Source organism: Stenotrophomonas sp. STEN083 (genome assembly GCF_056759195.1).
Genome location: NZ_JBRRCU010000026.1, coordinates 27,127 through 51,187 on the forward strand (window position 1 = coordinate 27,127; position 24,061 = coordinate 51,187).

General features: G+C 64.5%; 20 protein-coding genes, 1 pseudogene and 1 riboswitch. Of the genes and pseudogenes, 13 read left to right on the forward strand and 8 right to left on the reverse strand.

Annotated features, from left to right (window positions below):
- Positions 1-21: 21 nt before the first annotated feature.
- Positions 22-225 carry a dodecin family protein gene (locus tag ACVOK8_RS09890; protein WP_282265844.1) on the reverse strand — a complete coding sequence of 68 codons (204 nt, stop codon included), beginning with the start codon at positions 223-225 and terminating at the stop codon, positions 22-24.
- Between the two features lie 99 nt (positions 226-324).
- On the opposite strand from ACVOK8_RS09890, the pseudogene ACVOK8_RS09895 reads away from it, so the two are divergent.
- The 6 genes and pseudogenes from ACVOK8_RS09895 to mdtD all read left to right on the forward strand — a co-directional run.
- Positions 325-861: pseudogene (locus ACVOK8_RS09895) on the forward strand (shikimate kinase); the annotation flags it as partial.
- A 3-nt stretch (positions 862-864) separates the two neighbouring features.
- Entirely contained in the window at positions 865-1,974 is a 1,110-nt protein-coding gene (gene aroB, locus ACVOK8_RS09900) for a 3-dehydroquinate synthase (protein ID WP_481566667.1), read from the forward strand.
- A 195-nt stretch (positions 1,975-2,169) separates the two neighbouring features.
- A complete protein-coding gene (locus tag ACVOK8_RS09905) occupies positions 2,170-2,421 on the forward strand; it encodes a WGR domain-containing protein (RefSeq protein ID WP_282265842.1) in 252 nt (83 codons plus the stop codon).
- 62 nt (positions 2,422-2,483) lie between these two features.
- Positions 2,484-3,557, forward strand: coding sequence for a uroporphyrinogen decarboxylase (gene hemE, locus ACVOK8_RS09910; protein ID WP_481566651.1), 1,074 nt, complete (start codon positions 2,484-2,486; stop codon positions 3,555-3,557).
- A 75-nt stretch (positions 3,558-3,632) separates the two neighbouring features.
- Positions 3,633-4,271 (forward strand): hypothetical protein, encoded by a 639-nt coding sequence (locus tag ACVOK8_RS09915; protein WP_481566652.1) that lies wholly within the window; start codon positions 3,633-3,635, stop codon positions 4,269-4,271.
- Positions 4,272-4,335: 64 nt separating this feature from the next.
- The gene (gene mdtD, locus ACVOK8_RS09920; RefSeq protein ID WP_481566653.1) at positions 4,336-5,757 is read left to right on the forward strand and encodes a multidrug transporter subunit MdtD; all 1,422 of its coding nucleotides are present in this window, start codon (positions 4,336-4,338) and stop codon (positions 5,755-5,757) included.
- A 9-nt stretch (positions 5,758-5,766) separates the two neighbouring features.
- Here the strand turns inward: mdtD and ACVOK8_RS09925 are convergent, their stop codons facing one another.
- Together ACVOK8_RS09925 and ACVOK8_RS09930 are read right to left on the reverse strand one after the other, a co-directional pair.
- Positions 5,767-9,324, reverse strand: coding sequence for a sensor histidine kinase (locus ACVOK8_RS09925; RefSeq protein WP_481566654.1), 3,558 nt, complete (start codon positions 9,322-9,324; stop codon positions 5,767-5,769).
- A gap of 46 nt (positions 9,325-9,370) precedes the next feature.
- The gene (locus ACVOK8_RS09930; protein WP_481566655.1) at positions 9,371-12,901 is read right to left on the reverse strand and encodes a hybrid sensor histidine kinase/response regulator; all 3,531 of its coding nucleotides are present in this window, start codon (positions 12,899-12,901) and stop codon (positions 9,371-9,373) included.
- A 183-nt stretch (positions 12,902-13,084) separates the two neighbouring features.
- Between ACVOK8_RS09930 and ACVOK8_RS09935 the strand changes: the two genes are divergently transcribed.
- The 3 genes from ACVOK8_RS09935 to ACVOK8_RS09945 are packed head-to-tail and all read left to right on the forward strand — an operon-like array spanning position 13,085 to position 14,915.
- Positions 13,085-13,771, forward strand: coding sequence for a YceI family protein (locus tag ACVOK8_RS09935; RefSeq protein WP_481566656.1), 687 nt, complete (start codon positions 13,085-13,087; stop codon positions 13,769-13,771).
- On the forward strand, positions 13,768-14,346 hold the full coding sequence (locus ACVOK8_RS09940) for a cytochrome b (protein ID WP_481566657.1): 579 nt from the start codon (positions 13,768-13,770) through the stop codon (positions 14,344-14,346). Before ACVOK8_RS09935 ends, ACVOK8_RS09940 begins: the two co-directional genes overlap by 4 nt.
- Positions 14,343-14,915 carry a YceI family protein gene (locus ACVOK8_RS09945; RefSeq protein ID WP_481536799.1) on the forward strand — a complete coding sequence of 191 codons (573 nt, stop codon included), beginning with the start codon at positions 14,343-14,345 and terminating at the stop codon, positions 14,913-14,915. Before ACVOK8_RS09940 ends, ACVOK8_RS09945 begins: the two co-directional genes overlap by 4 nt.
- A 112-nt stretch (positions 14,916-15,027) precedes the next feature.
- On the opposite strand, the gene ACVOK8_RS09950 is transcribed toward ACVOK8_RS09945, so the two are convergent.
- On the reverse strand, positions 15,028-15,258 hold the full coding sequence (locus tag ACVOK8_RS09950; protein WP_481566668.1) for a glutaredoxin family protein: 231 nt from the start codon (positions 15,256-15,258) through the stop codon (positions 15,028-15,030).
- A gap of 96 nt (positions 15,259-15,354) precedes the next feature.
- Here ACVOK8_RS09950 and ACVOK8_RS09955 point away from each other — a divergent pair, with 96 nt between their 5' ends.
- The 3 genes from ACVOK8_RS09955 to ACVOK8_RS09965 all read left to right on the forward strand — a co-directional run bounded on the left by ACVOK8_RS09955 (position 15,355) and on the right by ACVOK8_RS09965 (position 18,373).
- Positions 15,355-16,737 carry an L-serine ammonia-lyase gene (locus ACVOK8_RS09955; RefSeq protein WP_481566658.1) on the forward strand — a complete coding sequence of 461 codons (1,383 nt, stop codon included), beginning with the start codon at positions 15,355-15,357 and terminating at the stop codon, positions 16,735-16,737.
- 7 nt (positions 16,738-16,744) lie between these two features.
- Positions 16,745-17,272 carry a hypothetical protein gene (locus tag ACVOK8_RS09960; protein WP_481566659.1) on the forward strand — a complete coding sequence of 176 codons (528 nt, stop codon included), beginning with the start codon at positions 16,745-16,747 and terminating at the stop codon, positions 17,270-17,272.
- 222 nt (positions 17,273-17,494) lie between these two features.
- On the forward strand, positions 17,495-18,373 hold the full coding sequence (locus ACVOK8_RS09965; protein ID WP_481566660.1) for a hypothetical protein: 879 nt from the start codon (positions 17,495-17,497) through the stop codon (positions 18,371-18,373).
- Between the two features lie 4 nt (positions 18,374-18,377).
- Here ACVOK8_RS09965 and rarD read toward each other — a convergent pair whose 3' ends face one another.
- The 4 genes from rarD to metX form a co-directional block, all read right to left on the reverse strand.
- Complete coding sequence (gene rarD / locus ACVOK8_RS09970) at positions 18,378-19,259, reverse strand: EamA family transporter RarD (protein WP_481566661.1); 882 nt, start codon at positions 19,257-19,259, stop codon at positions 18,378-18,380.
- 240 nt (positions 19,260-19,499) lie between these two features.
- Positions 19,500-20,567, reverse strand: a complete 1,068-nt coding sequence (locus ACVOK8_RS09975; RefSeq protein WP_481566662.1) for a homoserine dehydrogenase family protein — start codon at positions 20,565-20,567, stop codon at positions 19,500-19,502.
- The gene (locus ACVOK8_RS09980; RefSeq protein ID WP_481566663.1) at positions 20,564-21,814 is read right to left on the reverse strand and encodes an O-succinylhomoserine (thiol)-lyase; all 1,251 of its coding nucleotides are present in this window, start codon (positions 21,812-21,814) and stop codon (positions 20,564-20,566) included. Before ACVOK8_RS09980 ends, ACVOK8_RS09975 begins: the two co-directional genes overlap by 4 nt.
- Positions 21,811-22,917 carry a homoserine O-succinyltransferase MetX gene (gene metX / locus ACVOK8_RS09985; RefSeq protein ID WP_481566669.1) on the reverse strand — a complete coding sequence of 369 codons (1,107 nt, stop codon included), beginning with the start codon at positions 22,915-22,917 and terminating at the stop codon, positions 21,811-21,813. Before metX ends, ACVOK8_RS09980 begins: the two co-directional genes overlap by 4 nt.
- Positions 22,911-23,031, reverse strand: a riboswitch (SAM riboswitch). Its footprint overlaps the gene before it by 7 nt.
- A gap of 116 nt (positions 23,032-23,147) precedes the next feature.
- Between metX and ACVOK8_RS09990 the strand changes: the two genes are divergently transcribed.
- The gene (locus ACVOK8_RS09990) at positions 23,148-23,957 is read left to right on the forward strand and encodes a M23 family metallopeptidase (protein WP_481566664.1); all 810 of its coding nucleotides are present in this window, start codon (positions 23,148-23,150) and stop codon (positions 23,955-23,957) included.
- Positions 23,958-24,061: the final 104 nt, after the last annotated feature.

Genomic DNA, 24,061 nt, shown 5'->3' on the forward strand with positions numbered 1-24,061 from the left:
CGCGCGATCACTGCAAAAGCATTACTGCACCAGGAACGTGATCCGCAGGTTGACCCGCCACTCGGTGACGTTGCCGTCGCCGTCGGTGACAACCTTGGTCTCGTTGATCCACGCGCCCTGGATGCCTTTGACCGTCTCTGCCACTTTCTTGATGCCACTACGCACTGCATCCTCGATGCTGGTCTTGGAGGACGCATTGACTTCAATGATTTTCGCCACTGACATGTCCAACTCCTTGGTTGCACCACGAACCATTCGTGGAACTGCCGAGCTTGGCTGCTACCGTGTTAAGGCACTGACACGAGGTGCTAGCATCTTCCAGCAATGAATCCCGCCCCCAATCTCATCCTGGTCGGCCCCATGGGCGCCGGCAAAACCAGCATCGGCCGTCGCCTGGCCGAGCGTTTCGGGCTGCTCTTCGTGGATGCCGACCAAGCCATCGTCGACGACGTCGGCTCCAGCATCCCGGCCATTTTCGAAAACGTCGGCGAGGCCGGCTTCCGTGCCCACGAAAGACGGGTCCTGTCCCTTCTGCTGGACGGCAGCGGCCAGCTAATCTCGACCGGCGGCGGCTGCGTGCTCGACCCTGAGAACCGTGAGCGCATCCGCGCTCGGGGTTTCGTGGTCTACCTGCGTGTCAGCGTGGCCTCACAGCTGGCCCGCCTGCACCGCGACAAGACCCGGCCGCTGCTGCAGCGTGAGGACCGTGAACAGGTGCTGCACGCCATGGCCGAGCTCCGCGACCCGCTGTACCGCGAGGTGGCCGACCTGATCATCGATACCGACCTTTACACCCCCGCCGACGCCACCGCGAACACCGTGACCCGGCTTGCCGCGCAATGGAAGATTCTGGAACCGCCCCGTATGACCGCCCCCACCCGCACCGTCGCCGTCGGCGGCGAACACCCCTACCAGATCCATATCGGCCCGAGCCTGCTGTCGCAAGCACAAACGCTGGTCGCTGCCATCCGTGGTCGCCACGTGCTGCTGGTCAGCGACGACACCGTCGCGCCGCTGTATCTGGCCCAGGTACAGACCGCGCTGTTGACCACCCGCCCTGACCTGAAGATCGGCCAGCACATCATTCCAGCCGGCGAAGCCTCCAAGACCCTGGACAATTTCGGCGGCGCGATTAATGCGCTGGCAAGCCTGGGCGCCACCCGCGATGCCTGCGTGCTCGCCCTGGGCGGCGGCGTGGTCGGTGACCTGGCCGGCTTTGCCGCGGCCTGCTGGATGCGAGGCGTGGACTGCGTGCAGTTGCCCACCACCTTGCTGTCGATGGTGGACTCCTCGGTCGGCGGCAAGACCGCGGTGGATATCCCGCAGGGCAAGAATCTGGTCGGCGCCTTCCATCCGCCGCGCGCGGTAGTCGCTGATACCGCTGCTCTGCGCACCCTGCCGGCGCGCGAGCTGCGTGCCGGCCTGGCCGAAGTGATCAAGTACGGAGCCATCCGCGATCCGCTGTTCTTCCAATGGCTGCAGGCCGAGCGCCAGGCCCTGCTGGCCGGCGATGACACTGCGCTGGCCCAGGCCATCGCCCGCAGCTGCGAGCACAAGGCCGAGATCGTCGAACGTGACCCGCTGGAGAAGGGTGAACGCGCCCTGCTCAACCTCGGCCATACCTTCGGCCATGCAATCGAGACCGCACAGGGTTACGGCGCGCCGGGTAACGACAACCTCAACCATGGTGAGGCGGTCGCGGTTGGCATGGTGCTCGCGGCCAAGCTGTCGGCTGCGTTGGGCATGGCTGACGCAGCTGATACCGAGGTACTGCGTGAACTGCTGGAGGCCTATGGCCTGCCGACGGCGATCCCTGCTGGCCTGGATGCTGAAGCCCTGCTTGGGCATATGCGGCTGGACAAGAAGAACATCGCCGGACGCCTGCGCTTGGTGCTGTGGCGCGGCATCGGCAAGGCCGAGGTGGTGCCGGATGTAGATGAGGCTGCGGTGTTGGACGTGCTGCGGCTGGGCTGAGCGGCAAGTCAAAGGCTTCCCCCCCAACCCACCCCTGCTACGCAAGGGAGGGGGCCATCCACTGCGATCTGTCAGATCACGACCATGCCTGCTCTTCCCCCTCCCTTGCGTAGCAGGGGTGGGTTGGGGAGGGGTAGCACTTCGCAGCAAACCCAAAACCAGCCCGAAACCCGCACACCGGCTACAATCGCCGCCATGCGCGTCCTACTGCAACAACCGCCCAGCGGCAAAGAAGCCCCCCGCTACGTACAGCTTTCCCTGGTACCCGACCTGCTCGGCGGCTGGGAGCTGCTGCGTGAGAGCGGCCAAACCGGTGGCCGCATCCAGTTGCGCCGCGAGCTGTTCCTGCAGCACGACGACGCCATCCATGCCTTCGAAAAGGCCCGCGATGGCCAGATCAAGAAAGGCTTCCAGGTGATGTTCACCGCCGGCCAGCCCGCGCCCTGAATCCCGCATTCCCTGCAGGTGCGCCGCAGCGCGCCTGCGGTTCTTACCTCCAGGAGTTCCATGTGACCAGCCCACTTCGCAATGACCGCTTCCTGCGCGCCCTGCGCCGCGAGCCCGTGGACTACACCCCCGTCTGGCTGATGCGCCAGGCCGGCCGCTACCTGCCCGAGTACCGCGCCACCCGCGCCCGCGCCGGCAGCTTTCTGGGCATGGCCAAGAACCCGGAAGTCGCCTGCGAAGTGACCCTGCAGCCGCTGGAGCGCTTCGACCTGGATGCCGCCATCCTGTTCTCGGACATCCTCACCGTGCCCGACGCGATGGGCCTGGAGCTGTACTTCGTCGATGGCGAAGGCCCCAAGTTCAAGCATCCGGTGCGTGATGTCGCTGCGGTCGCCAAACTGGCAGTGCCGGACATGGAAACCGAGCTGCGCTACGTGATGGACGCAGTGCGCCTGATCCGCCGCGAACTGGACGGCAAGGTGCCATTGATCGGCTTCTCCGGCAGCCCTTGGACGCTGGCCTGCTACATGATCGAAGGCGGCGGCAGCAAGGATTTCGCCCGCATCAAGGCGATGGCGCTGAACGAACCCAAGGCCCTGCACCAGTTGCTGGAAGTGGTGACCGATGCGGTCATCGCCTATCTGTCGGCACAGCGCGCGGCCGGCGCGCAGGCATTGCAGGTGTTCGACACCTGGGGCGGCGTGCTTGGCCCGGCGATGTACCGCGAGTTCTCGCTGCGCTACCTCAACCGCATCGCCAGCGAGCTCAAGCGCGGCGACGGCGCCGAGCGTACCCCGCTGATCCTGTTCGGCAAGGGCACCGGCCAGTACGTGGCCGAGCTGGCCGCCAGCGGCGCTGAAGGCGTCGGCGTGGATTGGACCATCTCGCTGGAAGACGCCGCCCGCGCAGCCGGCGGCAAGGTCGCGCTGCAGGGCAACCTGGACCCGACCACGCTGTACGGCTCGCCCGACGCAATTACCCGCGAAGTCGGCAAGGTGCTGGAAAGCTATGTCGTCGGCAACGGCGGCTCGCGCGAAGGCCATGTGTTCAACCTTGGCCACGGCATGTCGCCGGACATGAACCCCGAGCACGTCGCGGTGCTGGTGGATGCGGTGCACCGCCTCAGCCGCCGCTGAGGACCGAAGGCCCGGAAGCTTGACTTCAATCTTCCGGGCCCGGAGGCTGGGCGCCCCTCATCAGGCCCGCGTCCCATGTCCAAACGTTGCAAGTCACTGCTGTTGGCATTGGCAATCGCTGCGCCGGTTGCAGCAAGTGCTGCACCGCCGCCACTGCAGTTGGACGAGGATGACTTCCCGACGCTGACCGCGTTTCCTGAGGTCGCACAGCTGACCATCTTCAGCACCGCACCGCTGGACTTCCCCACCAGCTGCAAACAGATCCGCATTGCACGACTGGAAGAAATCGCGCCGCGCTGGCGGCCGTACATCACCCGCCTTTCGCTCGACCGCTGCAGCACCGAATCCGTCGGCACCGATGCCATGCAGGACACCTCGTACGATGCCAGCGCCCAGATCAGGCCCGGACTGGTGACCCTGTACGGATTGCCGGTGACCGAGACGCGCGAAACGCTGGCCGAAATGTACGGCAACCGCACGCTGGTGCTTGCGGTTCCGCTGCGGAAGGCATTGGAGAAAATACGTCCGATCAGCGAGCGCAACTGTGCGCCCGTGGCACGCAACAACCCCGGCATCCCAACCAACTGCAAGATGGAACGCATCGACGAGGACAGCTGGAGCATCACCATCGGTGAACTCAATTCCACCATCATGCTGAGCCGGAACCCTGATGATTCCGGGTCAACCCTGTACACCATTGGCGGCGGCGACTGATCTACGCAACATCTGCACACGCATGGGAGGACAATAAGCGCCTGCTCCAGCGCGAGTCGTCTTGATGCCCCCAGCTCCCCCGATCCCGCGGCCCGCCAGCTCCGCCCAGAAACCGCTGCTATGGCTGGTGTCGCTGGCCATCTTCATGCAGATGCTGGACTCGACCATCGTCAACACGGCCTTGCCGGCGATGGCACGCAGCCTGGGCGAAAGCCCGTTGCAGATGCAGTCGGTGGTTTTCAGTTATGCACTGGCAGTGGCGACGTTCATTCCCGCATCGGGCTGGATAGCTGACCGTTTCGGCACGCGCCGCACTTTCCTTGCCGCGATCGTGCTGTTCACCTTGGGCTCGTTGGCCTGCGCGCTGTCGCCCACGCTGCAATGGCTGGTGGCCTCGCGCGTGCTGCAAGGCATAGGCGGCGCGATGCTGTTACCGGTGGGTCGTCTGGCGGTGATGCGCTCGGTGCCACGCGAGCAATTCCTCTCGGCGATGAGCTTCATCGCCATTCCCGCGCTGATCGGTCCGCTACTCGGCCCGACCTTGGGCGGCTGGCTGGTGGAAGTTTCCTCCTGGCACTGGATTTTCCTTATCAACCTGCCGATCGGCATCATCGGTTTCGTCGCCGCGCTGAAGATCATGCCCGACCACTACGGCCAGCGGAAACAGCGCTTCGATCTGGCCGGGTACCTGATGCTGGCGTTCGGCATGATCGCCTTGTCGCTGGCGCTGGATGGCGTCTCGGCGCTCAATTCGGCACATGCATTGGTACTGCTGCTGGCGGTGGTCGGCATCGCTGCGCTGGCCGGCTATTGGCTGCATGCGGCCAGCACCAGCAATGCGCTGTTCCCGCTGAGCCTGTTCAAGGTGATCAGCTTCCGCATCGGCATCCTTGGCAATCTGTTCTCGCGCATCGGCAGCGGTGCGATGCCGCTGTTGATTCCACTGCTCTTGCAGGTCGGCATGGGCCTGAGCCCGATGACCGCCGGCATGATGATGATTCCGGTGGCGCTGTCGGGCATGGCCGCCAAGCGTGCGGCAGTCAGCCTGGTAGAGCGCTTTGGCTACCGCCGCATCCTGATGATCAACACGGTCTGCGTGGGTGTTGCGATGGCCAGTTTCGCCCTGATCAATGCAGATCAGCCGTTGTGGCTGCAGCTGACCCAGCTGGCGATCTTCGGCGCGGTCAATTCAATGCAGTTCACCGTCATGAATACCGTCACCCTGCGCGACCTGGACATGCATCAGGCCAGCAGTGGCAACAGCCTGCTGTCGATGGTGATGATGCTCGCCACCGGTTTTGGCGCCGCCACCGCCGGCAGCCTGCTGGCGGCCTTCGGCGACCACTTGAGCGGCCACGGCGCAACGGCTGCGCTGCACGCTACCTTCATCTGCGTCGGTGCAATCACCCTCAGCTCGACATTGGTGTTCTGGCAACTGCCCGACAACCGCCCGCATCCGCGGGCGGTGGAAGAAGTTGCCGAGTAAACGCGCCCTTCAGTCAGGCGCCGCCTGCGGCTGCTGCCGGCGCTGCGCCTCCAATACAGCGGCGATAGCCTCCAGCAGCATCTGCGCGGTCACCGGCTTGCGCAGGAAGTCGGCAAAGCCGGCATCACGCGCCAGCGGTTCAGCCTCGGCATCGGAGCGTGCGGTCACCGCGATCAACGGCATTTCGTAGCCCATTGCCTTCAATTGCCGCGCGAGCCCGAAACCATCGATGCCGGGCAGATCCAGATCCAGCAAGGCCACATCGAACTCATGGCTGGACAGCTCCGCCAGTGCCGCCAGCCCATGCGCGGCATGCACCGCGCTATGCCCGTGTACTTCCAGCAGGCCACCGATCACCGCAGCAATGGTCGGGTCGTCCTCGACCAGCAACACCCGCTGCGCTGGCAGATTCATCCACGCGCCGATGGCGGCATCATCATCCAGCGAGGTCGGTGGCACTTCCCAGGACAATGGCAGCTCTACGATGAAACAGGTGCCCTCGCCCAAGCTGCTTTCCACATCGATGCTGCCGCCCATCGCCACGCTCAACTCGTTGCAGATGGCCAAGCCCAGGCCGCTGCCGCCGTAGCGCGCGGCGGTACGCGCGCCATCGGCCTGTTCAAAGCGGCGGAACAGGCGTTGCTGCTGCTCGGCACTGATACCTGGGCCGGTGTCGCTGACCTCGAAGCGCACACCCTTGCCGCCTTCCTGCAGGCGCACGCGCAGGCTCACCGAGCCATGGCTGGTGAACTTGATTGCATTGCCAAGCAGGTTGAGCAGGATCTGCCGCAGACGCATCACATCGCCGGTCAAACGCGTGCGCGGCGCGGCAGGGTTGTCGAATTCGAATTTCAGCCCACGCCGTTGCGCCAGCGGTTCCATCAGACCACGCACGTCTTCAAGCAACTGCCGCAGTTCCAAGGGCTGGTTCTGCAATTCCAGCCGCCCGGCTTCGATGCGGGCCAGGTCCAGCGCATCGTTGACCAGTCGCAACAGGTGTTCGCCAGCCCGGCGGATCGATTGCGTATAGCCACGCTGGCGCTCATCAAGCGGTGTCGCCAGCAACAATTCACTCATGCCCAATACACCGGTCATCGGCGTGCGAACTTCGTGGCCCAACGTGGCCAGGAAACGGGTCTTTGCCAGAGACGCCTGTTCGGCCAACTCCTGCTTGTGGCGCGCCAGCTGCCATTCGTTACGGCGGCGCAGACGCCGCTGGTACAACCACGCGCCGCCCAGGATCAGCGCAACTGTTAGCACGATGAAGGTCATCACCCCAGCCGGGCTGCGTGCCCACGGCGGCTGCACGCGGAAGGCCAGGGTCTGCACCGGCGACCAGACGTTGTCCGAGGTGGCGGCCTGTATTTCCAATTGATAGCGCCCCGGTGGCAGCCGCGAGAACACGCGATCGCCAGACGCGCCCACGTCCACCCAGTCCGGATCATAGCCGGCCAGGCGGAAGCGGTAGGTATTGGTCGCCGAGTCGGCGAAGGACAGCAGCCGTGCAGCGATGCGCAGGTCACGGTCGCCGTCGAGAATCTGCAAGGGCGACTCCAGCGTGATGTCACGCTCCTTGTCGCCACGACGCACGCTGACCCGCTCGATGATCAGCGGTGGTCGCCGGGTCGAGGGTTTCACCCGGGCGGGATCGAACAACACCACACCATCGGGCGTGCCACCAGCCAGCTGACCGGTGCGCGCCTGCACGAGCGAGCGGCGGCGGAACTCCTGCCCCGGCAGACCATCGTGCACCCCATACATGCGCACCGAACGATTGGCCGGATCAATGCGGATCAGACCGCGCGCACTGATCGCCCAAGCCACGCCTTCAGCGTCCACCAGCAAGCCGGTCGCAGCCAGCATCGGGAAGCCCTGCTCGACACCAACGCGATCAAGCAAGGCCATGCGCTGCCCATCCCAGAGGTAGCGATCCATGCGCCCGAGGCCGGCAACCCAAGCCACACCGGTATCGCTGACATGGAAGGTGGAGACGCGCCCGGTCGGCCCGCCCGGCACCGGTGAGAAGCGCCCCTGCTGCGACTGCCAGGCATGCAGGCCGGTGCCGGTCGCCAACCACAGCTGATCACCCGGCCCGCACTGCATGTCTTCGATCAATGCTTCCGGTACACCCGCCTGGCCCGGCTTCATCTGCAACAGCACATGACCATCGGCATCACGCTGCTGCATGCCACCATCTTCGGAATAGATCCAGATCCGGCCACCATCGCAACTGCGCACGATGTCGGCATCACCGAGCATCGCTGCGTCCCTGCCATCCTCGCTATGCCAACGTTGCACGCTGCGGTCGCTTGGGTCGTAGCGTACCAGGGCATCCAGGCTGCCGATCCAGACCTTGCCGTGCGCGTCCTCAACCAGCGACTGCGGCCAGTTCTTGCCGTCTATCGCCTCCAGATGGTGTTGCACTTCACCGGTGCCGGGGTCAAGCCGGTCCAAGGCACCGCGCGTACCCACCACCCAGATGCCACCGGACGCCGATGGCGCCAAGGCCAACGCATATGGATTGCGCAGCGACGATGGATCATCCAGATGCCGCGACAACACCGAAAACTGCCGCCAGCTTGGCGGCAGATGCCATAGCCCGGCATTGGTGCTGGCGAACCACAGCCCGCCTTCGCGGTCTTCATAGGCGCTGGACCAATTTGGTTTTACGATCCCGCGCTCCTGTGAGCTGTACAAGGGCACATTGCGCACCACGCTGCTGCGGATGCGACCCAGCCCTGAACGGGTATCCAGCCAATAGCTGCCATCGGCCGAATACTGCAGCATATTGAACACGTCACCGGGTGCGGCACCTGCCCAGGTGGCTGCCTCGAAGCGGCCGTCGGTATGGCGCTGGACCACGCCTTCGTTGGTGGCCACCCATAGCCGGCCCTGTTTATCCACCTTCAAACCATTGATACGTGGTGAAGGCAACAGCGCATTGCTGACCCGGTCGAAGCCTGCGCCATTCCAGCGCGCAAGCCCGCCCTTGGTGCCGACCCACAGGCTGCCATCCGGTGTGACGGTCATGTAGGTCACCGCCGCCGCCGGCAAGCTGTGTTCGTCACCATCTATCGGCATGAAGCGGCGGATATTGCCGTCCGGGTCCAGCCGGTGCAGGCCACCGGTGGCGGTACCAAACCAGACGCTGCCATCGGGCGTGGAGGCGATGGCCCAGATCGTATTGCTGCCAATCTGCGGATAGGTCTGCTGATCAAAGAATTTGAACTTGAGCCGGTCTGGCGACAGCATCACCAGCCCGGCGTTCTGCGTGCCGATCCACAGCCGATTGCTCTTATCCGCGTGCAGGCTCCACACCACGTTGTCGCGCAACCCATTCTCCGCACGCCAGATGCGATAAGTGCGGCCGTCGTAGCGGGCAAGACCATCACGGCTGGCCAGCCACAGGTAACCGGTGAGGTCTTCGGCAAAGGCATTGATGTTGCTGGAAGGCAGGCCATCGGCCACGGTCAACTGCCGTGGTTGCGGCGTTGCAGGCACTTCGGCCAGCGCCAGCGGTGACACCAGCAGCAGTGCGCTCAGCAACATCCCTGCGAGCCATTTCATCAAACCCAGCCTCCTGCCACGCCGCCCGGCGCATTTGTGATGGCGCCTATTGTGCCTGTCCCTGTGCCAGCGCATCAGCGATCGCATCGACCAGCATCTGTCCGGTCACTGGCTTACGCAGGAAGCCAACCATGCCGGCCGCGCTCGCCAGCTGTTCAGCCTGCACGTCGGCACGTGCGGTAACCGCGATCAACGGGAAGCGGTGACCGGAGCCACGCAGCTGATTGGCCAGCGCAATGCCATCCAACGCTGGCAGATCCAGGTCGAGCAGACCCACATCGAAAATCTGCTCGCCCACCTCGGCCAATGCGGCCAGGCCGTGCGCGGCATGCACCACTTGGTGTCCGCGCGCCGCCAGCAGGCCGCTGATCACCTGGGCCACCGTCGGATCATCTTCAACCAGCAGTATTTTCAGTGGCCGCAGTGCCATCGCTGGCTCTGCAGCCGCAGCCCCGGTGCTGATCGAATGCTCCCATGGCAACGGCACTTCGAGCACGAAGCGCGCGCCTTCACCCAGGCGACTCTCGACGCGGATGCTGCCGCCCATTGCAATTGCCAGTTCCTGGCAGATCGCCAGGCCCAGACCACTACCGCCGTAGCGCGATGCAGTACGGTTACCGTCAGCCTGCTCAAAACGCTGGAACAAACGACTCTGCTGCTCGGCACTGATGCCCGGTCCGGTATCGCTGACGCTCAGGCAGATACCGCCATGCCCCGGCAGCAGCTGCGCGCTTATCGCGACCTTGCCGCGCTCGGTGAACTTGATCGCATTGCCCAACAGGTTCATCAGTATCTGCCGCAGACGCATGGCATCACCCACCACCATCACCGGCGTTGCAAATGGCGCGGGAGCCTCGAACACCAGCCCGCGCCGCTCGGCCATCGGTGCCATCAAGACACTGACTTCCTGCAGCAGGCGCCCGAGGTCGAACGGGCGGTTATCGAGCTCCAGCTTGCCGGCCTCGATACGCGCCAGGTCCAGTGCGTCATTGACCAGGGCCAGCAGATGCGTACCAGCCTGCTGGATCGCGCCTGCAAATCGCTGTTGCCGCTCATCAAGATCGGTGCTCAGCAACAACTCGCTCATGCCCAAGACACCGGTCAGCGGCGTGCGGACTTCGTGACCCAAGGTTGCCAGGAAGCGGGTTTTTGCCTGTGAGGCCTGTTCGGCCAATTCCTGCTTGTGCAGCGCCAACTGCCATTCGTTGCGGCGCCGCTCACGCCGCTGGTAAGCAAGCACCGCTGCCGCTGCAAGCAACCCGAGCAACAGCGCCCATGCCGCCAGTGCCCAGTTGCTGCGCCACCACGGTGGTGCAACTTCGATCTGCAATGTCTGCGGTGCAGTCCATGGACCATCAGCCGCTGCACCCTGTACCTGCATGCGATAGCTACCGGCGGGTAGACGCGATACCAAGCGTTCACCATCGCTGCCCAGATCCACCCAGTTCTGGTCGTAACCTTCGATCTGGACACGGAAACGATGCCGCGCAGGATCGACATAGGACAGCAGACGTCCAGTCACCCGCAGATCGCGATCCTGTGGACCCAGGTGAATCAACGCCCCTTTCAACCGCTGCTCGCGTGCAGCATCGTCGCGACGTACGCCTATCGACTCGATCACCAGCTGCGAGCCTACCGGGGCGGCGATCTTGGCATCGGGATTGAAACTGAGCAGGCCGGTGGCAGACACCGCCAACGCGCGACCGCAGCCAGCATGCGATGGCGGCCGGGCGGTGAACTCGGTATCACTCAGGCCATCGCCTTCTTCCAACACCCGCACGCGTGTCGTACCCGGTTGCCACCACAGCAGTCCACGCGTCGTGGTTGCCCATAGCTGGCCACTGCAGCCAACTACCAGCCCGCCCATCGCTACCGCCGGCACCCCTTCATCGGCGCTCAGCCGCTGCAGCAGGGAAAATCCATTCGCGTCATGACCGTAGTGTTCCAGCGCGCCATCACGCGCCAACCAGGCACTGCCATCGGCAAGGAACACCAGGTCATAGACCATCCCTGCCGATACACCTGGCACGCTGACGAAACGCTGGCCGTCGAAGCGCTGCACGCCGGCGCCGCCAACCAGCCATAGGCTGCCATCGGTGCCCTGCCGCAGCTGCTCCACCAGCTTGTCCGGCAAGCCGGAAGCCGTGCCCTGCGGGTAGGCTGCCAACAGGCGTCCATCGGCCGCACGGTGCTGCAAACCGTAATTGATGATGGACAGCCACATGCTGCCATCGGCCGCCAGCCGCATCAGATCCGCGCGATTGGTGGGGTCGTCGCCGATCCCAAGATCAATCCGCCGCACCTGTCCATCCGAGGGCCGATAGAGCGTGATCCCGCCAGCACGGCCCAGCCAGATCACCCCATCACTGCCGCGCTGCACCGACCAGATGCTGCCCTGGCCCAGGCGGGTGTCGTTGGCCAGCTGTGACAGCTTGCCGGCTGCATCCAATTGGTACAGGCCATGGCCACCGACCACCAGAAAGCCGTTGCCGTCGGCGGCGGAGTTGATCAGGTACAGGCTCTCCAGCGATTTTCCGTCGAGCTGATAGTGGCTGGAGAACCGCGACCAGTCCGGACGCAGATAGGCCATGCCCTGGGTCAGCATGGCGGTCCAGATGCCGCCTTCGTGATCCTGCAACAGATCCAGCACACCGCTGCTGGCGGTCAGGAAGCCGCTGCCGCCATCACCGTCCAGCAACTGCAGACTGTGCGCATCGCCGCGATACAGGCCGGCGGAGCTGCCCATCCAATAACGCCCATCGCGGTCGTGCAGGACCATCGCCGCGCGCGCCTGCGCCGCCTGCGGCCATGGCGCAGCCGACACAGTTCCATCATCGAGTACCCGGTACAGACCGGTATCGGTGCCTGCCCAGATGCCACCATCGCGGTCGCCGCTGAGGCGGATTACATCCTTGTCTTCGAGCAGTGGCGAACGCACGGCCGTAAAGCCGGACCCAGGCCGCCAGCGCACAAGGCCACTGGTTGTGCCCACCCACATGCTGCCGTCCTTGCCAGGCAGCATGGCGTAGATGGTGTCGTCCGGCAGGCTGCGCGGGTCGTCAGGCTGATTGTGGTACCGGCTGATCCGGCCGTCGCCGTGCAACAGGCAGATGCCACTGCCGCTGGTTCCCACCCACAGGTCACTGCCCTGCATGGCCAGCGCCCAGACCTGATGCTTGCAGATTGCCTCCAGCTCGGCGAAGCGGGTGAAACGCTGGCGATTGGCATCCAACATCGCCAGTCCGGCGCCGTTGGCACCGACCCATACCCTGTCCTGCGCATCGATCAGCAGGGTTTCCAAGGTGTTGCCCGGCAACGAGCCGGAGACCTGCGGGTCGTGCCGCCATACCCGCAGTTGGGTGCCGTCGTAGCGCGCAAGGCCGTCATCGGTGGCAGCCCAGACGTAACCGTGGCGATCCTGCCCTAGCGCAAGCACGGTCCGCGACGGCAATCCTTCGGCCACACCCAGCCGCCGCATGCGCGGTGTCTCGGCCAGATCCAGCGCTGCCGCCCAGCACGGCCACAACAGCAGCAGCGCCAGCATGGCCAGCTGTACCTCTCGAAAAATCCCTTTCATCAACGCCCCAAACTCCCCGTCGCAACCCACTTGCATCAACCGCCAACCGTCGCGACTTTAGCGCCGCGTCCGGTCCCGGGCAAAGCCACCCGAACCGACTACGTAACAAACCGTTGCGCAATATGCGCACAAACCATCACCTGCATCCGCCTAGAATCCCCTATCCCGACCCGGAGCCGGACCTTGCTGCCACGCCTGCTACTGCTGCTCTGCGGCCTGCTGTCCTTTGCCGCCAATGCTGCCAACGAACGCTACCGGCTCGACCCGGTGCATACCCGGGTGCTGTTCGCCATCGAGCATGCCGGCTTCTCGCATGCACTGGGTACGGTATCCGGCAGCGAAGGCGTGCTGGATTTCGATCCAGAAGACTGGGCTACGGCACGGCTGGAGGTGGCGGTGCCCATCACCCGGCTGGACTTGGGTGATGACAAATGGAATCAGGCCACGCTGGCGCGCAACCTGCTCGATGGCGAGCGCTTCCCGCAGGCACGCTTTGTTTCCAACCGCATCGAGCCGATTGATCCCAGCCACGCCCGCGTCTTCGGCGTATTGACCCTGCGCGGGGTCAGCCGCGAAGTCGCACTGGAGGTCACCCTCAACGCACTCAAACGCCACCCGCTGCCGCCGTTCCGGCGTACCGCCGGGTTCTCGGCGACCACCACGCTCAGTCGCGCCGACTTTGGCATCAGCGCCTGGCCGTCGGTGATCGGTGACAAGGTCGAGCTGCGCATCGAGGCCGAAGCCGTGCGTGATGCCGGTGCCGAAGCACCGCCTGCCAGCACCGAACCGACACCCGAGCCTGCCACCAGTCTCGAAGACGCCGCCGATGCGGCCCTGAAATCAGCAACAGAAACGGAAAAACACCCATGAGCCTGAAAAACACCGCGCAACGCTGGGGCAGCCTCAGCAAAAGCCTGCACTGGCTGATCGCCCTGCTGATTCTGGCCCTGGGCATCGTCGGCCTGGTCATGGGCGAGTTCCCGAAGACGCCCAAATACTTCTGGATCTACACGATGCACAAGTCGATCGGCATCACCGTACTGGTGCTGGTGGTGGTGCGTCTGGTGTGGCGCCTGTATGCCGGCGCGCCGGAGCCGGTGCCCGGCACCCCGAGCTGGCAGGAACGGATTGCCTCGGCCACGCATTGGCTGCTGTACGTGCTGATGTTCGCCATCCCGCTGTCGGGCTGGCTGTACGACTCGGCCAGTGGCCTGCGTCCGTTCAAGCTGTTCGGGCTGGTGGAGATGCCAAAGCTGGTTGCCCCCAGCGAGCAGGCCAGCCAGCTCTCCCACGCCATTCACGAGTGGGGCTTCTGGGCGTTGATCCTGCTGGTGCTTGCGCATGCCGGCGCGGCGCTCTATCACCACATTCATCTACGCGATGCCACGCTGGCACGCATGCTGCCGCAAGGCTGGCTCAACCTTCCGCAAAAGGATTCCGCATGAACATCAAGCTCAGCTCCCCCGCCGCTGTTGCCGCCGCCCTGGCCGGCATGCTCGCCGTCGCCCCGGCAATGGCCGCCGACTACCAGCAGGCACCCGGCCCCGGCTCCATCCTGGTGTTTGCCACCAAGTATGACGGTGAAGTGTTCACCGGCAGCTTCCCCGGCTTCCAGACCCAGGTCAGCTTTGACCCGGCCAATCCGGCTGCGGGCAAGCTGGACGTGACCATCCCCCTGGTCGGCGCCAAGAGCGGCAATACCGACCGCGACTCTACCCTGCAGGGCGCGGATTTCTTCAACGTCGCCCAGTTCGCCCAGGCCCGTTACACCGCCAACGGCTTCCGCGCATTGGGCAACAACCAGTTTGCTGCCGATGGCACGCTGGAGCTGCGCGGTGTCAGCAAGCCGGTCACGCTGACCTTCACCTGGGCAGCCGGCGCGCAGCCGGTGCTGACTGGCAAGGCCACGGTCAAGCGTCTGGACTTCGGCGTGGGCGGCGGCGACTGGGCCGACACCAAGACCATCCCCAACGAAACCGCGATCAGCACCATCGTCAAGCTAAACGCCAAGTAAAAAGCTGCCCTCACCCCAACCCCTCTCTCGCACGCGGGAGAGGGGAATGTAGTGCCGAGCCATGCTCGGCAGAAGCTTTACCGGTAGCGCCCCAGCCGAGCATGGCTTGGCACTACAGGTGTAGCGGCAACCAGCCGGTCAACACCGCCGCATCGAACGGCCATTCCAGCTCCCTGCCTGCCGCATCCCGCAACACCGGCACGCGCACGCCATACGCCGCCTCCAGCGCCGCATCGTCATCGATGAACACACTCTCGAATTCCGGCACCCGTGCCTGCGCCAGCACCGCAAGCGCCAGGTCGCACAGATGGCAATCATCACGTTGATACAGGGTCAATCCCATTTCCGCGCCCATGCAAGGAATGCTGCGCTGCAGACATGGCCTGCAGCAATGAACCCGTAGAATAGCGACCATCTCAACGCAGTACGCAGAATCAGCATGTCCGTCAGTACGTTCGACCTGTTCAAGATCGGCATCGGCCCGAGTTCGTCACACACCGTCGGCCCGATGCGCGCGGCCGAGCGCTTCGTCCACCGCTGGCTGCTGGACCCGGGCCAATTGCACAACACGGTACGCATCCGCGCCGAGGTATTCGGCTCGCTGGCCCTGACCGGGCGCGGCCATGGCACCGACAAGGCAGTGCTGCTGGGCCTGGAAGGCCACCGCCCCAACGAAATCGACCCGGACATCATCCCGGCCACGCTGGAGCGCATCCGCAGCAGCAAGCGCATCAACCTGATGGGCCAGCGCGAGATCGCCTTCGACGAGAAGCGCGACCTGGCCATGAACAAACGCCAGAAGCTGCCGTACCACACCAATGGCATGCGCTTCACCGCCTACGACGCCGACGACCAGATCATCGCCACCCGCGATTACTACTCGGTCGGCGGCGGCTTCGTGGTCAATGAAGATGACGCGGCCGATGACCGCATCGTGCCCGACCAGACACCGATCCCCTACCCGTTCAAAAGTGGTGACGAGTTGCTGGCACAGGCTGCACGCAGCGGCCTGAGCATCGCCCAGATGATGTACGAGAACGAAAAGTGCTGGCGCAGCGAGGAAGATATCCGCGCCGGACTGCGAGAGATCTGGGACGCGATGCAGTCCTGCGTGACCCGCGGCATCCGCTCTGAAGGCACCCTGCCCGGTGGACTCAATGTCAGCCGTCGTGCACCTGCACTGTACCGCGAGCTATCCTCGCGCCCCGAAGCCGCAATGCGTGATCCATTGACCACTCTGGACTGGGTCAATCTGTACGCATTGGCAGTCAATGAAGAGAACGCCGCCGGCGGTCGCGTGGTCACCGCGCCTACCAATGGCGCGGCCGGCATCATCCCCTCGGTGCTGCACTACTACGACCGCTTCTGCCCGGGCAGCAACGAACAGGGCGTGTTCAACTTCCTGCTCACCGCTGCCGCCATCGGCATCCTGTACAAGGAAAACGCTTCGATCAGCGGCGCCGAGGTCGGCTGCCAGGGCGAAGTGGGCGTGGCCTGTTCGATGGCGGCCGGTGGCTTGATGGCGGCACTGGGCGGCAACCCGGGGCAGATCGAGAACGCTGCCGAAATCGGCATGGAACACAACCTGGGCCTGACCTGCGACCCGATCGGCGGGCTGGTACAGATCCCCTGCATCGAGCGCAACGCGATGGGCTCGGTGAAGGCGATCAACGCCAGCCGCATGGCCATGCGCGGCGACGGCAAGCACAAGGTATCGCTGGACAAGGTGATCAAGACCATGCGCGACACCGGCCGCGACATGCAGGACAAGTACAAGGAAACCAGCCGTGGCGGCCTTGCCGTCAACGTCATCGAGTGCTGATCCGCGAGTGAACCGGCGCTGGCCCCGTTGGGGCTGGCGCCTGCTGATTTTCCTGTTGTTCTGGCTGGGCGCAAGCTGGCTGTGGAGCAGTTATTGGAGCGCCGCACCCGGACAAGGCGCCATCGCCACCGATGGCAGCTTTGACATTCCCATCAGCATCCGCCTGCGGGAACACTGGGCGTTGAATCTGGATTTCCATCCAGGCAGCTTGAGCGAGGAGGAATTCGCGCGCCGCACCGCTCCGTGGAAACAAGCAACGCCAGACACAGGTGCAGTCACGCTGCAGTGGCGATTACTGGCGAACGACGGGCAACAGCTTGTCGCCGCCACCAGTCTTTTCCATCGCGTCGACAGCTGGTCGAGCCACACCGTCAGCTGCGCTCAGCCCCTGCCCTCAGTCCCACCCGGGCGCTACCGGCTGACAGGCCAGCTGATCGCACCACCGCCAGCAACCACCGGCATGGATATGGCCTTGGCAATCAGAGCTGCCAATGGCAAGGCATGGAACAGCTGGCAGCTTGATCTGGCCTGGTGAACTGGGCTGCTCAACATGCTGCTGGTCCTGCCCTTGGGCATCGTCCTGTTGCTGGCGCTACTGGTCCACGCGCTGTCGCGCCAACGCAGCCGTCCTCACTAGCCGCAAGCAGGCACAGCCAAGTTCAAAACGAGCACTTTCGACCCGCAGCACACGCGTATTGCAATGCCTCTGCCCGTTACACCAGAATCGCCCATCACAACGCAGCTTCAGGGGGAGCGGATGCACGGCGAAAAGGAATCTGGCGGGCAGGCACCGGTACGACGTCCGCGCACGGCCGCACGCACCGCAGCACCCGGCAACGGCATGGCAACCCTGATCAAGCTGGTACTTGCCGCAGTGGTACTGCTGTTGCTGGCGTACTACTTTGGCAATCGAAAGCCTGCACCGCCAGCTGCCGACACCGCCGCAACAGCATCAGATGTCACAGCGCCCGCCGCTACAGCACCCGGCTCTGGCGCTGATGCAATGGTCATCCGGGGCGAGAAGTCCACGACGATGGCGAACATCGCGGAGGCGCAGATGTCGGTGCAGGAGGGCGGCAGCGTATTGCGCATCGAAGGCAGCGTCGGCAGGAACTTCGCCACTGACTTGAAGGCACAGCTCGATGCCCATCCAAGCGTGCGTCGCATCGATATCACCAGCGGCGGTGGCTACGCCAATCCGGGCCTGGAAGCAGCACGCCTGATCAACCGCAACAACCTAACCGTGCGGGTTCGCTCGCACTGCGCCAGCATGTGCGTGGCACTTTGGGCCGCCGCCGGCCATCGGCAGATGGAAGCGGACGCGGTGATCGGCCTGCACCAATGGAATCCGCAGTGTGATGCACGCCCGGAAGAGGCCGAGCGCAAGGAGTGCCACTACCAGGTCCAGTTCGCTACCGAGCACAACTCCAGCTACAACGCCTGGCTGCGCGCGGCAGGCTTCAACCAGCGTTTGTTGAACCTGCAGACACAGACCGCCTCCGAAGACATGGCGGTGCTGCTCGCCCCGCAGCTCTGGGAAAACGGGGTGGACTTCAGCGCCGTCGACAGCAACGGCGCGCGCATGAGCCGTGAAGCAGTCCTGCAGCATCTCGCCGCCAGAGCAAAGCGCGGCTGAGCACTCAGCCGCCGCGCCTGCCCAGCTTCAGTACGCCCTCCAGGGCCAACAACGCCACCGCCAGCCAGATCGCCATATAGGTCGGCCACTGCCCGTGGCCGACGCTCTCACCGAGCAGCAAGGCCGCCAGCATCAGTAGCACCGGTTCCACATAGGTGAGCAGGCCAAACAGGCTGAATGACAGCATCTTAGAGGCCAGCATGTAGCACATCAGTGCCACCGCGCTGATCGCCCCGAGCAGTGGAATCAACGCGTACAAGGCCGGCTTCTGCGCCAACGCTGCCAGCAGCTGCTGGCCGTCACCAATCGCCGCCCAGAAAGCTACCGGCAGCAACAGCACCAGCTCGACCCAGAAGCCGCCAAGATGGCCGATGCGCAGGTGCCTGCGCAGCAGGAAATAGGCCGGATAGCCCAGCGCTACCAGCAGCATTTCCCACGACAGGCCGTGATTACCCATCAAGGCCCAACCCACGCCGAACGCGGCACTGGCCACGGCCAGCTTCTGCAGGGCGGACAGGCGTTCGCCGTAGACCACGCGGCCCAGCAGCACCATCACCAAAGGCAGCAGGAAGTAACCCATCGACACCTGTAGTGCGCGGCCATGCAGTGGCGCCCACAGGAACAGCCACAACTGCACTCCGACCATGCCCGCGCACAACGGCAACGCCCACCACAACCGGCGCTCAACCCGCACGCGTCGCAAGGTATCGGCGATGAGGGTCTTCTCACCGCTCACATGCAGCATCAGCGCAATCAGCGGCACCGCGAACAACACCCGCCAGCCAAAGATCTCGGTGCCTTGCAACGGCGCCAGTTGCGGGCTGGCGTAATACATCAAGCCGAACAGCAGGGAGGCTGCGAGCGAAACCAGAATACCTTTGGACACAGCACACCTGTCAGAGAAAGAAAGCAGCTGCGTGTGACCTTCGCGCAATGGCAACGCAGGCTTTATGACGCCAGCACCCGGATATCATAAAGCCAGAAAGTTGCACCACTACCACCGGATGGCAGGCATCCCGTCCGCTCGGTATCTCCGCGAGTGCGCGCCAATACCGGGCCCCGCAGCTCCCAGCTTGGATCGGCAATGAACCCGCGATGCAGCACACCATTGGTGCTGCATCGGCACTCAGCGATTGACGATGTTCAGCACGTCATCCAGCAACGCTGCCGCAGTGACCTCGGCACCCGCGCCCGGCCCCTGGATCAACAGCGGCTGGCTGCTGTAGCGGTCACTGTGGATCGCCACGCGGTTATCGGTGCCGCTGCCACCGGCCAGGGCATGGCCTTGCGGCAACGCACGCAGGCCAACGTGTGCCCCCTGCGCATCCAGACGGCCAATGAAGCACAGCTTCAAACCTTGTGCACGTGCCTGCTGCAACTGTTCAGCCAGCGGCGCGTCCAACAGCGAAAGTGCTCCGTCCACCTCCTCGGCGGACAGCGCAGCCAATGCCGCCGGCACCAACGAATCAACCTTGATCTGATCAGCTTCCAACGGCACACCCGCAGCACGTGCAAGTATCAGCAGCTTGCGACGCACATCCTCGCCGGACAGATCGATGCGCGGGTCCGGCTCGGTATAACCAACAGCCGCGGCTTCGCGCACGCAGGCCGAGAACGGCTGGCTGCCGTCGTAACGATCAAACAACCAAGCCAGCGACCCGGACAGCACGCCTTCAATGGCATGCACGTGGTCACCACCTGCAACCAGTGCGCGGATGCTGCGCAACAGCGGCAAGCCCGCACCCACCGTTGCCGCATCGCCATAGCAGGCGTTGCCGTCCGCAACCAACGCACCAATCTGTTGCGCGCGGGCCAGGCCCGTCCCATTACCAAGCTTGTTGGCCGTCACTACATGGATGCCTTGCGCCAACCACAGCGCATGGTCGGCGGCGACGGCCTCACTGGCCGTGGCATCAACCACGATATCCCCAACACGCAGGCGCCCTGCTTCCTCGCGATGCACCGGCTCATCACCTTGCCGCTGCGCATCACGCGCACGCGACAGCGCTGCTTCCGGCGCATCATCACAGGCCAAGGCAATACGCGAGTTGGCCACCACATGCAGCGTTGGCAGGCTCAACTGGCGTTGCTGCAAGGCCTGGTAGCGCGCAACAAAGGCCGAGCCGACCGTACCGGTTCCCAACAACACCAGCCGCGCCTGCGGCTGTTCCAGCGGACGCAGGACCGCGCTCATGCATCCACCGTTTTTTTACAGGTGCCAGCGCTCAGCTGCGCTTCGGCAATCACCTTGGCAGCACGCTCAAGACCGGCCTGCAGGTCGGCGACCAGGTCCTCGCTGGACTCGATACCCACCGACAGGCGCAGCAGGCACTCACTGATGCCGGCCGCTGCACGCGCATCGGCGCTCATTGCAGCGTGGGTCATGGTCGCCGGATGCGCGACCAGACTTTCCACGCCGCCCAGCGACTCGGCCAGGGTGAAGTAATGCAAGCCATCCAGGAAAGCGCGTACCGCTGCATACGGATCTTCACCCTCGCAGGCCGCCAGTTCGAATGACAGCATCGCGCCGAAACCCTTCTGTTGGCGAGCCGCCACCGCGTGGCCCGGGTGCGATTCCAAACCCGGGTAGTACACATTGGACACCGCATCGCTGGCAGCCAGCAGTTCAACCACGGCGCTGGTGTTTTCCTGGTGCACGCGCAGACGTGCATCCAAGGTGCGCAGGCCGCGCAATGTCAGGAAAGCATCGAATGGCGAACCGGTCAGGCCCAACGCATTGGCCCACCACACCAACTGCTGGTGCACTTCGGCATCACGCGCGATCACCGCACCACCGACCACGTCACTGTGACCGTTGACGTACTTGGTGGTCGAATGCAGCACCACGTCGGCACCGAAGGCGATCGGCGTTTGCAAAGCCGGCGACAGGAAGGTGTTGTCGACGACAACCTTGGCACCGGCCTTGTGCGCGGCCTCGATGACGAAGCGCAGGTCGGTGATGCGCAGCAGCGGGTTGGACGGGGTTTCGATCAGCACCAGCTTCGGCGACTGCGCCAGCGCATCGGCCAGCGAGCGCGGATCGGTCAAGTCGGCGGTGATCAGCTCGAAGTGACCCTTCTTGGCCAATGCGTTGAACAGGCGCCAGCTGCCGCCGTAGGCATCATGCGGCACCACCAGATGATCGCCCGGCTCCAGCAAGGCATTCAACACCAGGTTGATCGCGCCCATGCCGGTGGCGGTGATCACCCCGCCAGCGCCACCTTCCAACTCGGCCAATGCTTCGCCAAGCAGGTCACGGGTCGGATTGCCGCTGCGGGTGTAGTCGTACTGGCGCTTGTTGCCGAAGCCATCGAAGCTGAAATTCGACGACAGCACGATTGGCGGCGTCACCGCACCGTAGGCGGTATCGCGGTCGATGCCCGCACGCACAGCGGCGGTGGCCCGGCTGCAGGAGATATCGGAAGTGTGGGACAGGCTCATGCGGTTTCTCCGGGCAGGCGTAGGGCAGTGGCGAGGATCGCGTCAATGCGATCGGTTTCTTTGAGGAAGGCGTCGTGGCCGTAGGGCGAGCGCAGCACACGCAGGCTGCCGCGCTGACCCAGACCTTCGACCAGCGCAACCAGGTCCGACAGCGGCACCAGCCGGTCGCCTTCAACCGCGACCACCAGGGTCGGCACGCTGACGGCAGCCGGATCAACCCGGTGCAGATCGATGGATTCGGACAGGCGCAGGTAGGCGTTGACGCGGGTGCGGGCCACGTACTGCGCGCCGGCGGCGTCGAGGTAATCCTCGGCGGCGACACGCACGCGGCCATTGACGACTTCCGGTGGCGCATCGAAGCGCTCACCAAATTCTTCCGGGGTGCGATAGCTGAGCATGGCGAACTGACGCGCCAGCGCCAGACCGTGGCTCTCCGCACACTGCAGTTGCCCCAGTGCAACCGCACGACGCTGCAGTGCACGCCAGGCCGATGCGTACGGATGCGGGCGATGCGCGCCGCTGACCGCGATCAGCTTGTGCAGGCGGCGCGGATGGCGGATGGAAAGCTGCAGACCGACCAAGGCGCCATAGGAGTAGCCGACGAAGCCGTGCAACTGCTCAATATGCAGTGCATCGAGCAAGGCAGCGATGGCATCGGCCTGATCGGCGGTATCGATGGGCGCATCCAGCTCACCATCGGCGCCGATGAAATCAAATCCAAGCAAGCGACGACACGCCGGATCCAGCGCGCGGCCAGCGCCGACCAGACCTTCGGCCCAGCCCTTTTCGGCGTAGCCCGCATTTGCAGCGAGATGCCGGTGCGCGGAAATACCACCGGCCACCAGCACCACCGGCGCACCCGCCGCGCCGACCAGCTCATAACGCAGGCGCAGCGCACGCTGACCTGCGTGACGCATGCGCAGCTGCACCTCGATCTCGCCACGCACAGTGGCACTGCTGCTGTCGGCACGGTCGATGAGAGCGATGGGGGCAAGCTGGACTGCGGTTGCGGTGGCGAAACTCATGGCGGTATCCGATAAGGAGCGGCCATCGAGCTTTCGCGAAGCTCGTGTTCGCCGTACACGCGGTACGGAACGAACCATCTTTTCGGCAGACACGGAGGCCTCCGCAGGATTTGGCACCAAACGCAGATGCTTGCGCGTCCGCTGGTTGCCCCGGCTTCAAAGGGCCTGTCCCTCTGCCGGTCTCGATGGTGACGCTACATTGCCAGCCCCTTCCCCGACTGTCAATCGCTTTATTCGCATAAAGAGATAGATAAGTTTCCAAGGCAACCAAGCATGCACAATCAGGCCCTGCCCCGAGGACACCCACTGTGCCCCGCACTATTCCTGTACTGCTTTCACTGACGCTGCTAGGCGCCAGCGATGCCGAAACCAATCCAAGCAGCCGCTGGCGCGAAGCCTGGGGGCTCCCCACTGCGTCGACGCCTGCCGTTGCGGCGTCCAGCTCGGACGCCTTCGCCAGCCTGCAGCTGCAGGTCCGTGCAGGTGGACGCAACGCCGTCGCCCGCAACCTGACCGCAGGTCCGGTACAGGTCCGCCTGCACGGCGACAGTCGGGTAGCGGCCGCCACCGTACTGGCCGCAGGAGAGAAGCGCAGCCTGTTATGGCTGGCAGATGATGGCAATCCACTGCGCTTGGCCCTGGACGCGTTTCCTGGCGACCCGGCAGCTCAACCCGAGGATCACCTCTATTTATTACCGCTGCGTAATGCGGCCGTTCGGGTCAGCCAAGCCTTCGCCGGCCACTACAGCCACACCGATGCGCAGAACCTGTACGCGGTGGATTTCCCGGTGCCCGAAGCCACCCCGGTGCTGGCCGCGCGTTCCGGCCGAGTGATGCAGGTGGTCGACAGCCGCGAACAGGGCAGCCTGCTGCGCATCCTGCACAGCGACGGCAGCATGGCCCTGTACGCGCACCTGCAGGCTGGCAGTGCCAATGTCCGCCCCGGGCAGAGCGTGGCTGCCGGGCAGACGATCGCCCTGTCCGGCAATACCGGCCACAGCAGCGGACCGCACCTGCATTTCGTGGTTCAGACCAATAGCGGACTGGCGCTGCGCTCGATTCCGTTCCGCATGGGCAGCGCACGCGGCGAGCTGCAGTTCCCCAGGCAGGTTCCCTGAACAGGCGGCTTCACCTGTAGTGCCGAGCCATGCTCGGCAGGGGTCTCCCGTAGTGCCGAGCCATGCTCGGCAGGAGAGTTCCCGGTAAAGCCTCTGCCGAGCAT

Bases quoted from the DNA above. Each gene is read 5' to 3' on its own strand.
- ACVOK8_RS09930 (WP_481566655.1), bottom strand. From the start codon at position 12,901: ATGAAAGGGATTTTTCGAGAGGTACAGCTGGCCATGCTGGCGCTGCTG.
- ACVOK8_RS09905 (WP_282265842.1), top strand. From the start codon at position 2,170: ATGCGCGTCCTACTGCAACAACCGCCCAGCGGCAAAGAAGCCCCCCGC.
- ACVOK8_RS09940 (WP_481566657.1), top strand. From the start codon at position 13,768: ATGAGCCTGAAAAACACCGCGCAACGCTGGGGCAGCCTCAGCAAAAGC.
- metX (WP_481566669.1), bottom strand. From the start codon at position 22,917: ATGGTTCGTTCCGTACCGCGTGTACGGCGAACACGAGCTTCGCGAAAG.
- ACVOK8_RS09980 (WP_481566663.1), bottom strand. From the start codon at position 21,814: ATGAGCCTGTCCCACACTTCCGATATCTCCTGCAGCCGGGCCACCGCC.
- ACVOK8_RS09945 (WP_481536799.1), top strand. From the start codon at position 14,343: ATGAACATCAAGCTCAGCTCCCCCGCCGCTGTTGCCGCCGCCCTGGCC.
- mdtD (WP_481566653.1), top strand. From the start codon at position 4,336: ATGCCCCCAGCTCCCCCGATCCCGCGGCCCGCCAGCTCCGCCCAGAAA.
- aroB (WP_481566667.1), top strand. From the start codon at position 865: ATGACCGCCCCCACCCGCACCGTCGCCGTCGGCGGCGAACACCCCTAC.
- ACVOK8_RS09915 (WP_481566652.1), top strand. From the start codon at position 3,633: ATGTCCAAACGTTGCAAGTCACTGCTGTTGGCATTGGCAATCGCTGCG.
- ACVOK8_RS09955 (WP_481566658.1), top strand. From the start codon at position 15,355: ATGTCCGTCAGTACGTTCGACCTGTTCAAGATCGGCATCGGCCCGAGT.
- ACVOK8_RS09925 (WP_481566654.1), bottom strand. From the start codon at position 9,324: ATGAAATGGCTCGCAGGGATGTTGCTGAGCGCACTGCTGCTGGTGTCA.
- ACVOK8_RS09950 (WP_481566668.1), bottom strand. From the start codon at position 15,258: ATGGGATTGACCCTGTATCAACGTGATGATTGCCATCTGTGCGACCTG.
- ACVOK8_RS09890 (WP_282265844.1), bottom strand. From the start codon at position 225: ATGTCAGTGGCGAAAATCATTGAAGTCAATGCGTCCTCCAAGACCAGC.
- ACVOK8_RS09965 (WP_481566660.1), top strand. From the start codon at position 17,495: ATGCACGGCGAAAAGGAATCTGGCGGGCAGGCACCGGTACGACGTCCG.
- ACVOK8_RS09975 (WP_481566662.1), bottom strand. From the start codon at position 20,567: ATGAGCGCGGTCCTGCGTCCGCTGGAACAGCCGCAGGCGCGGCTGGTG.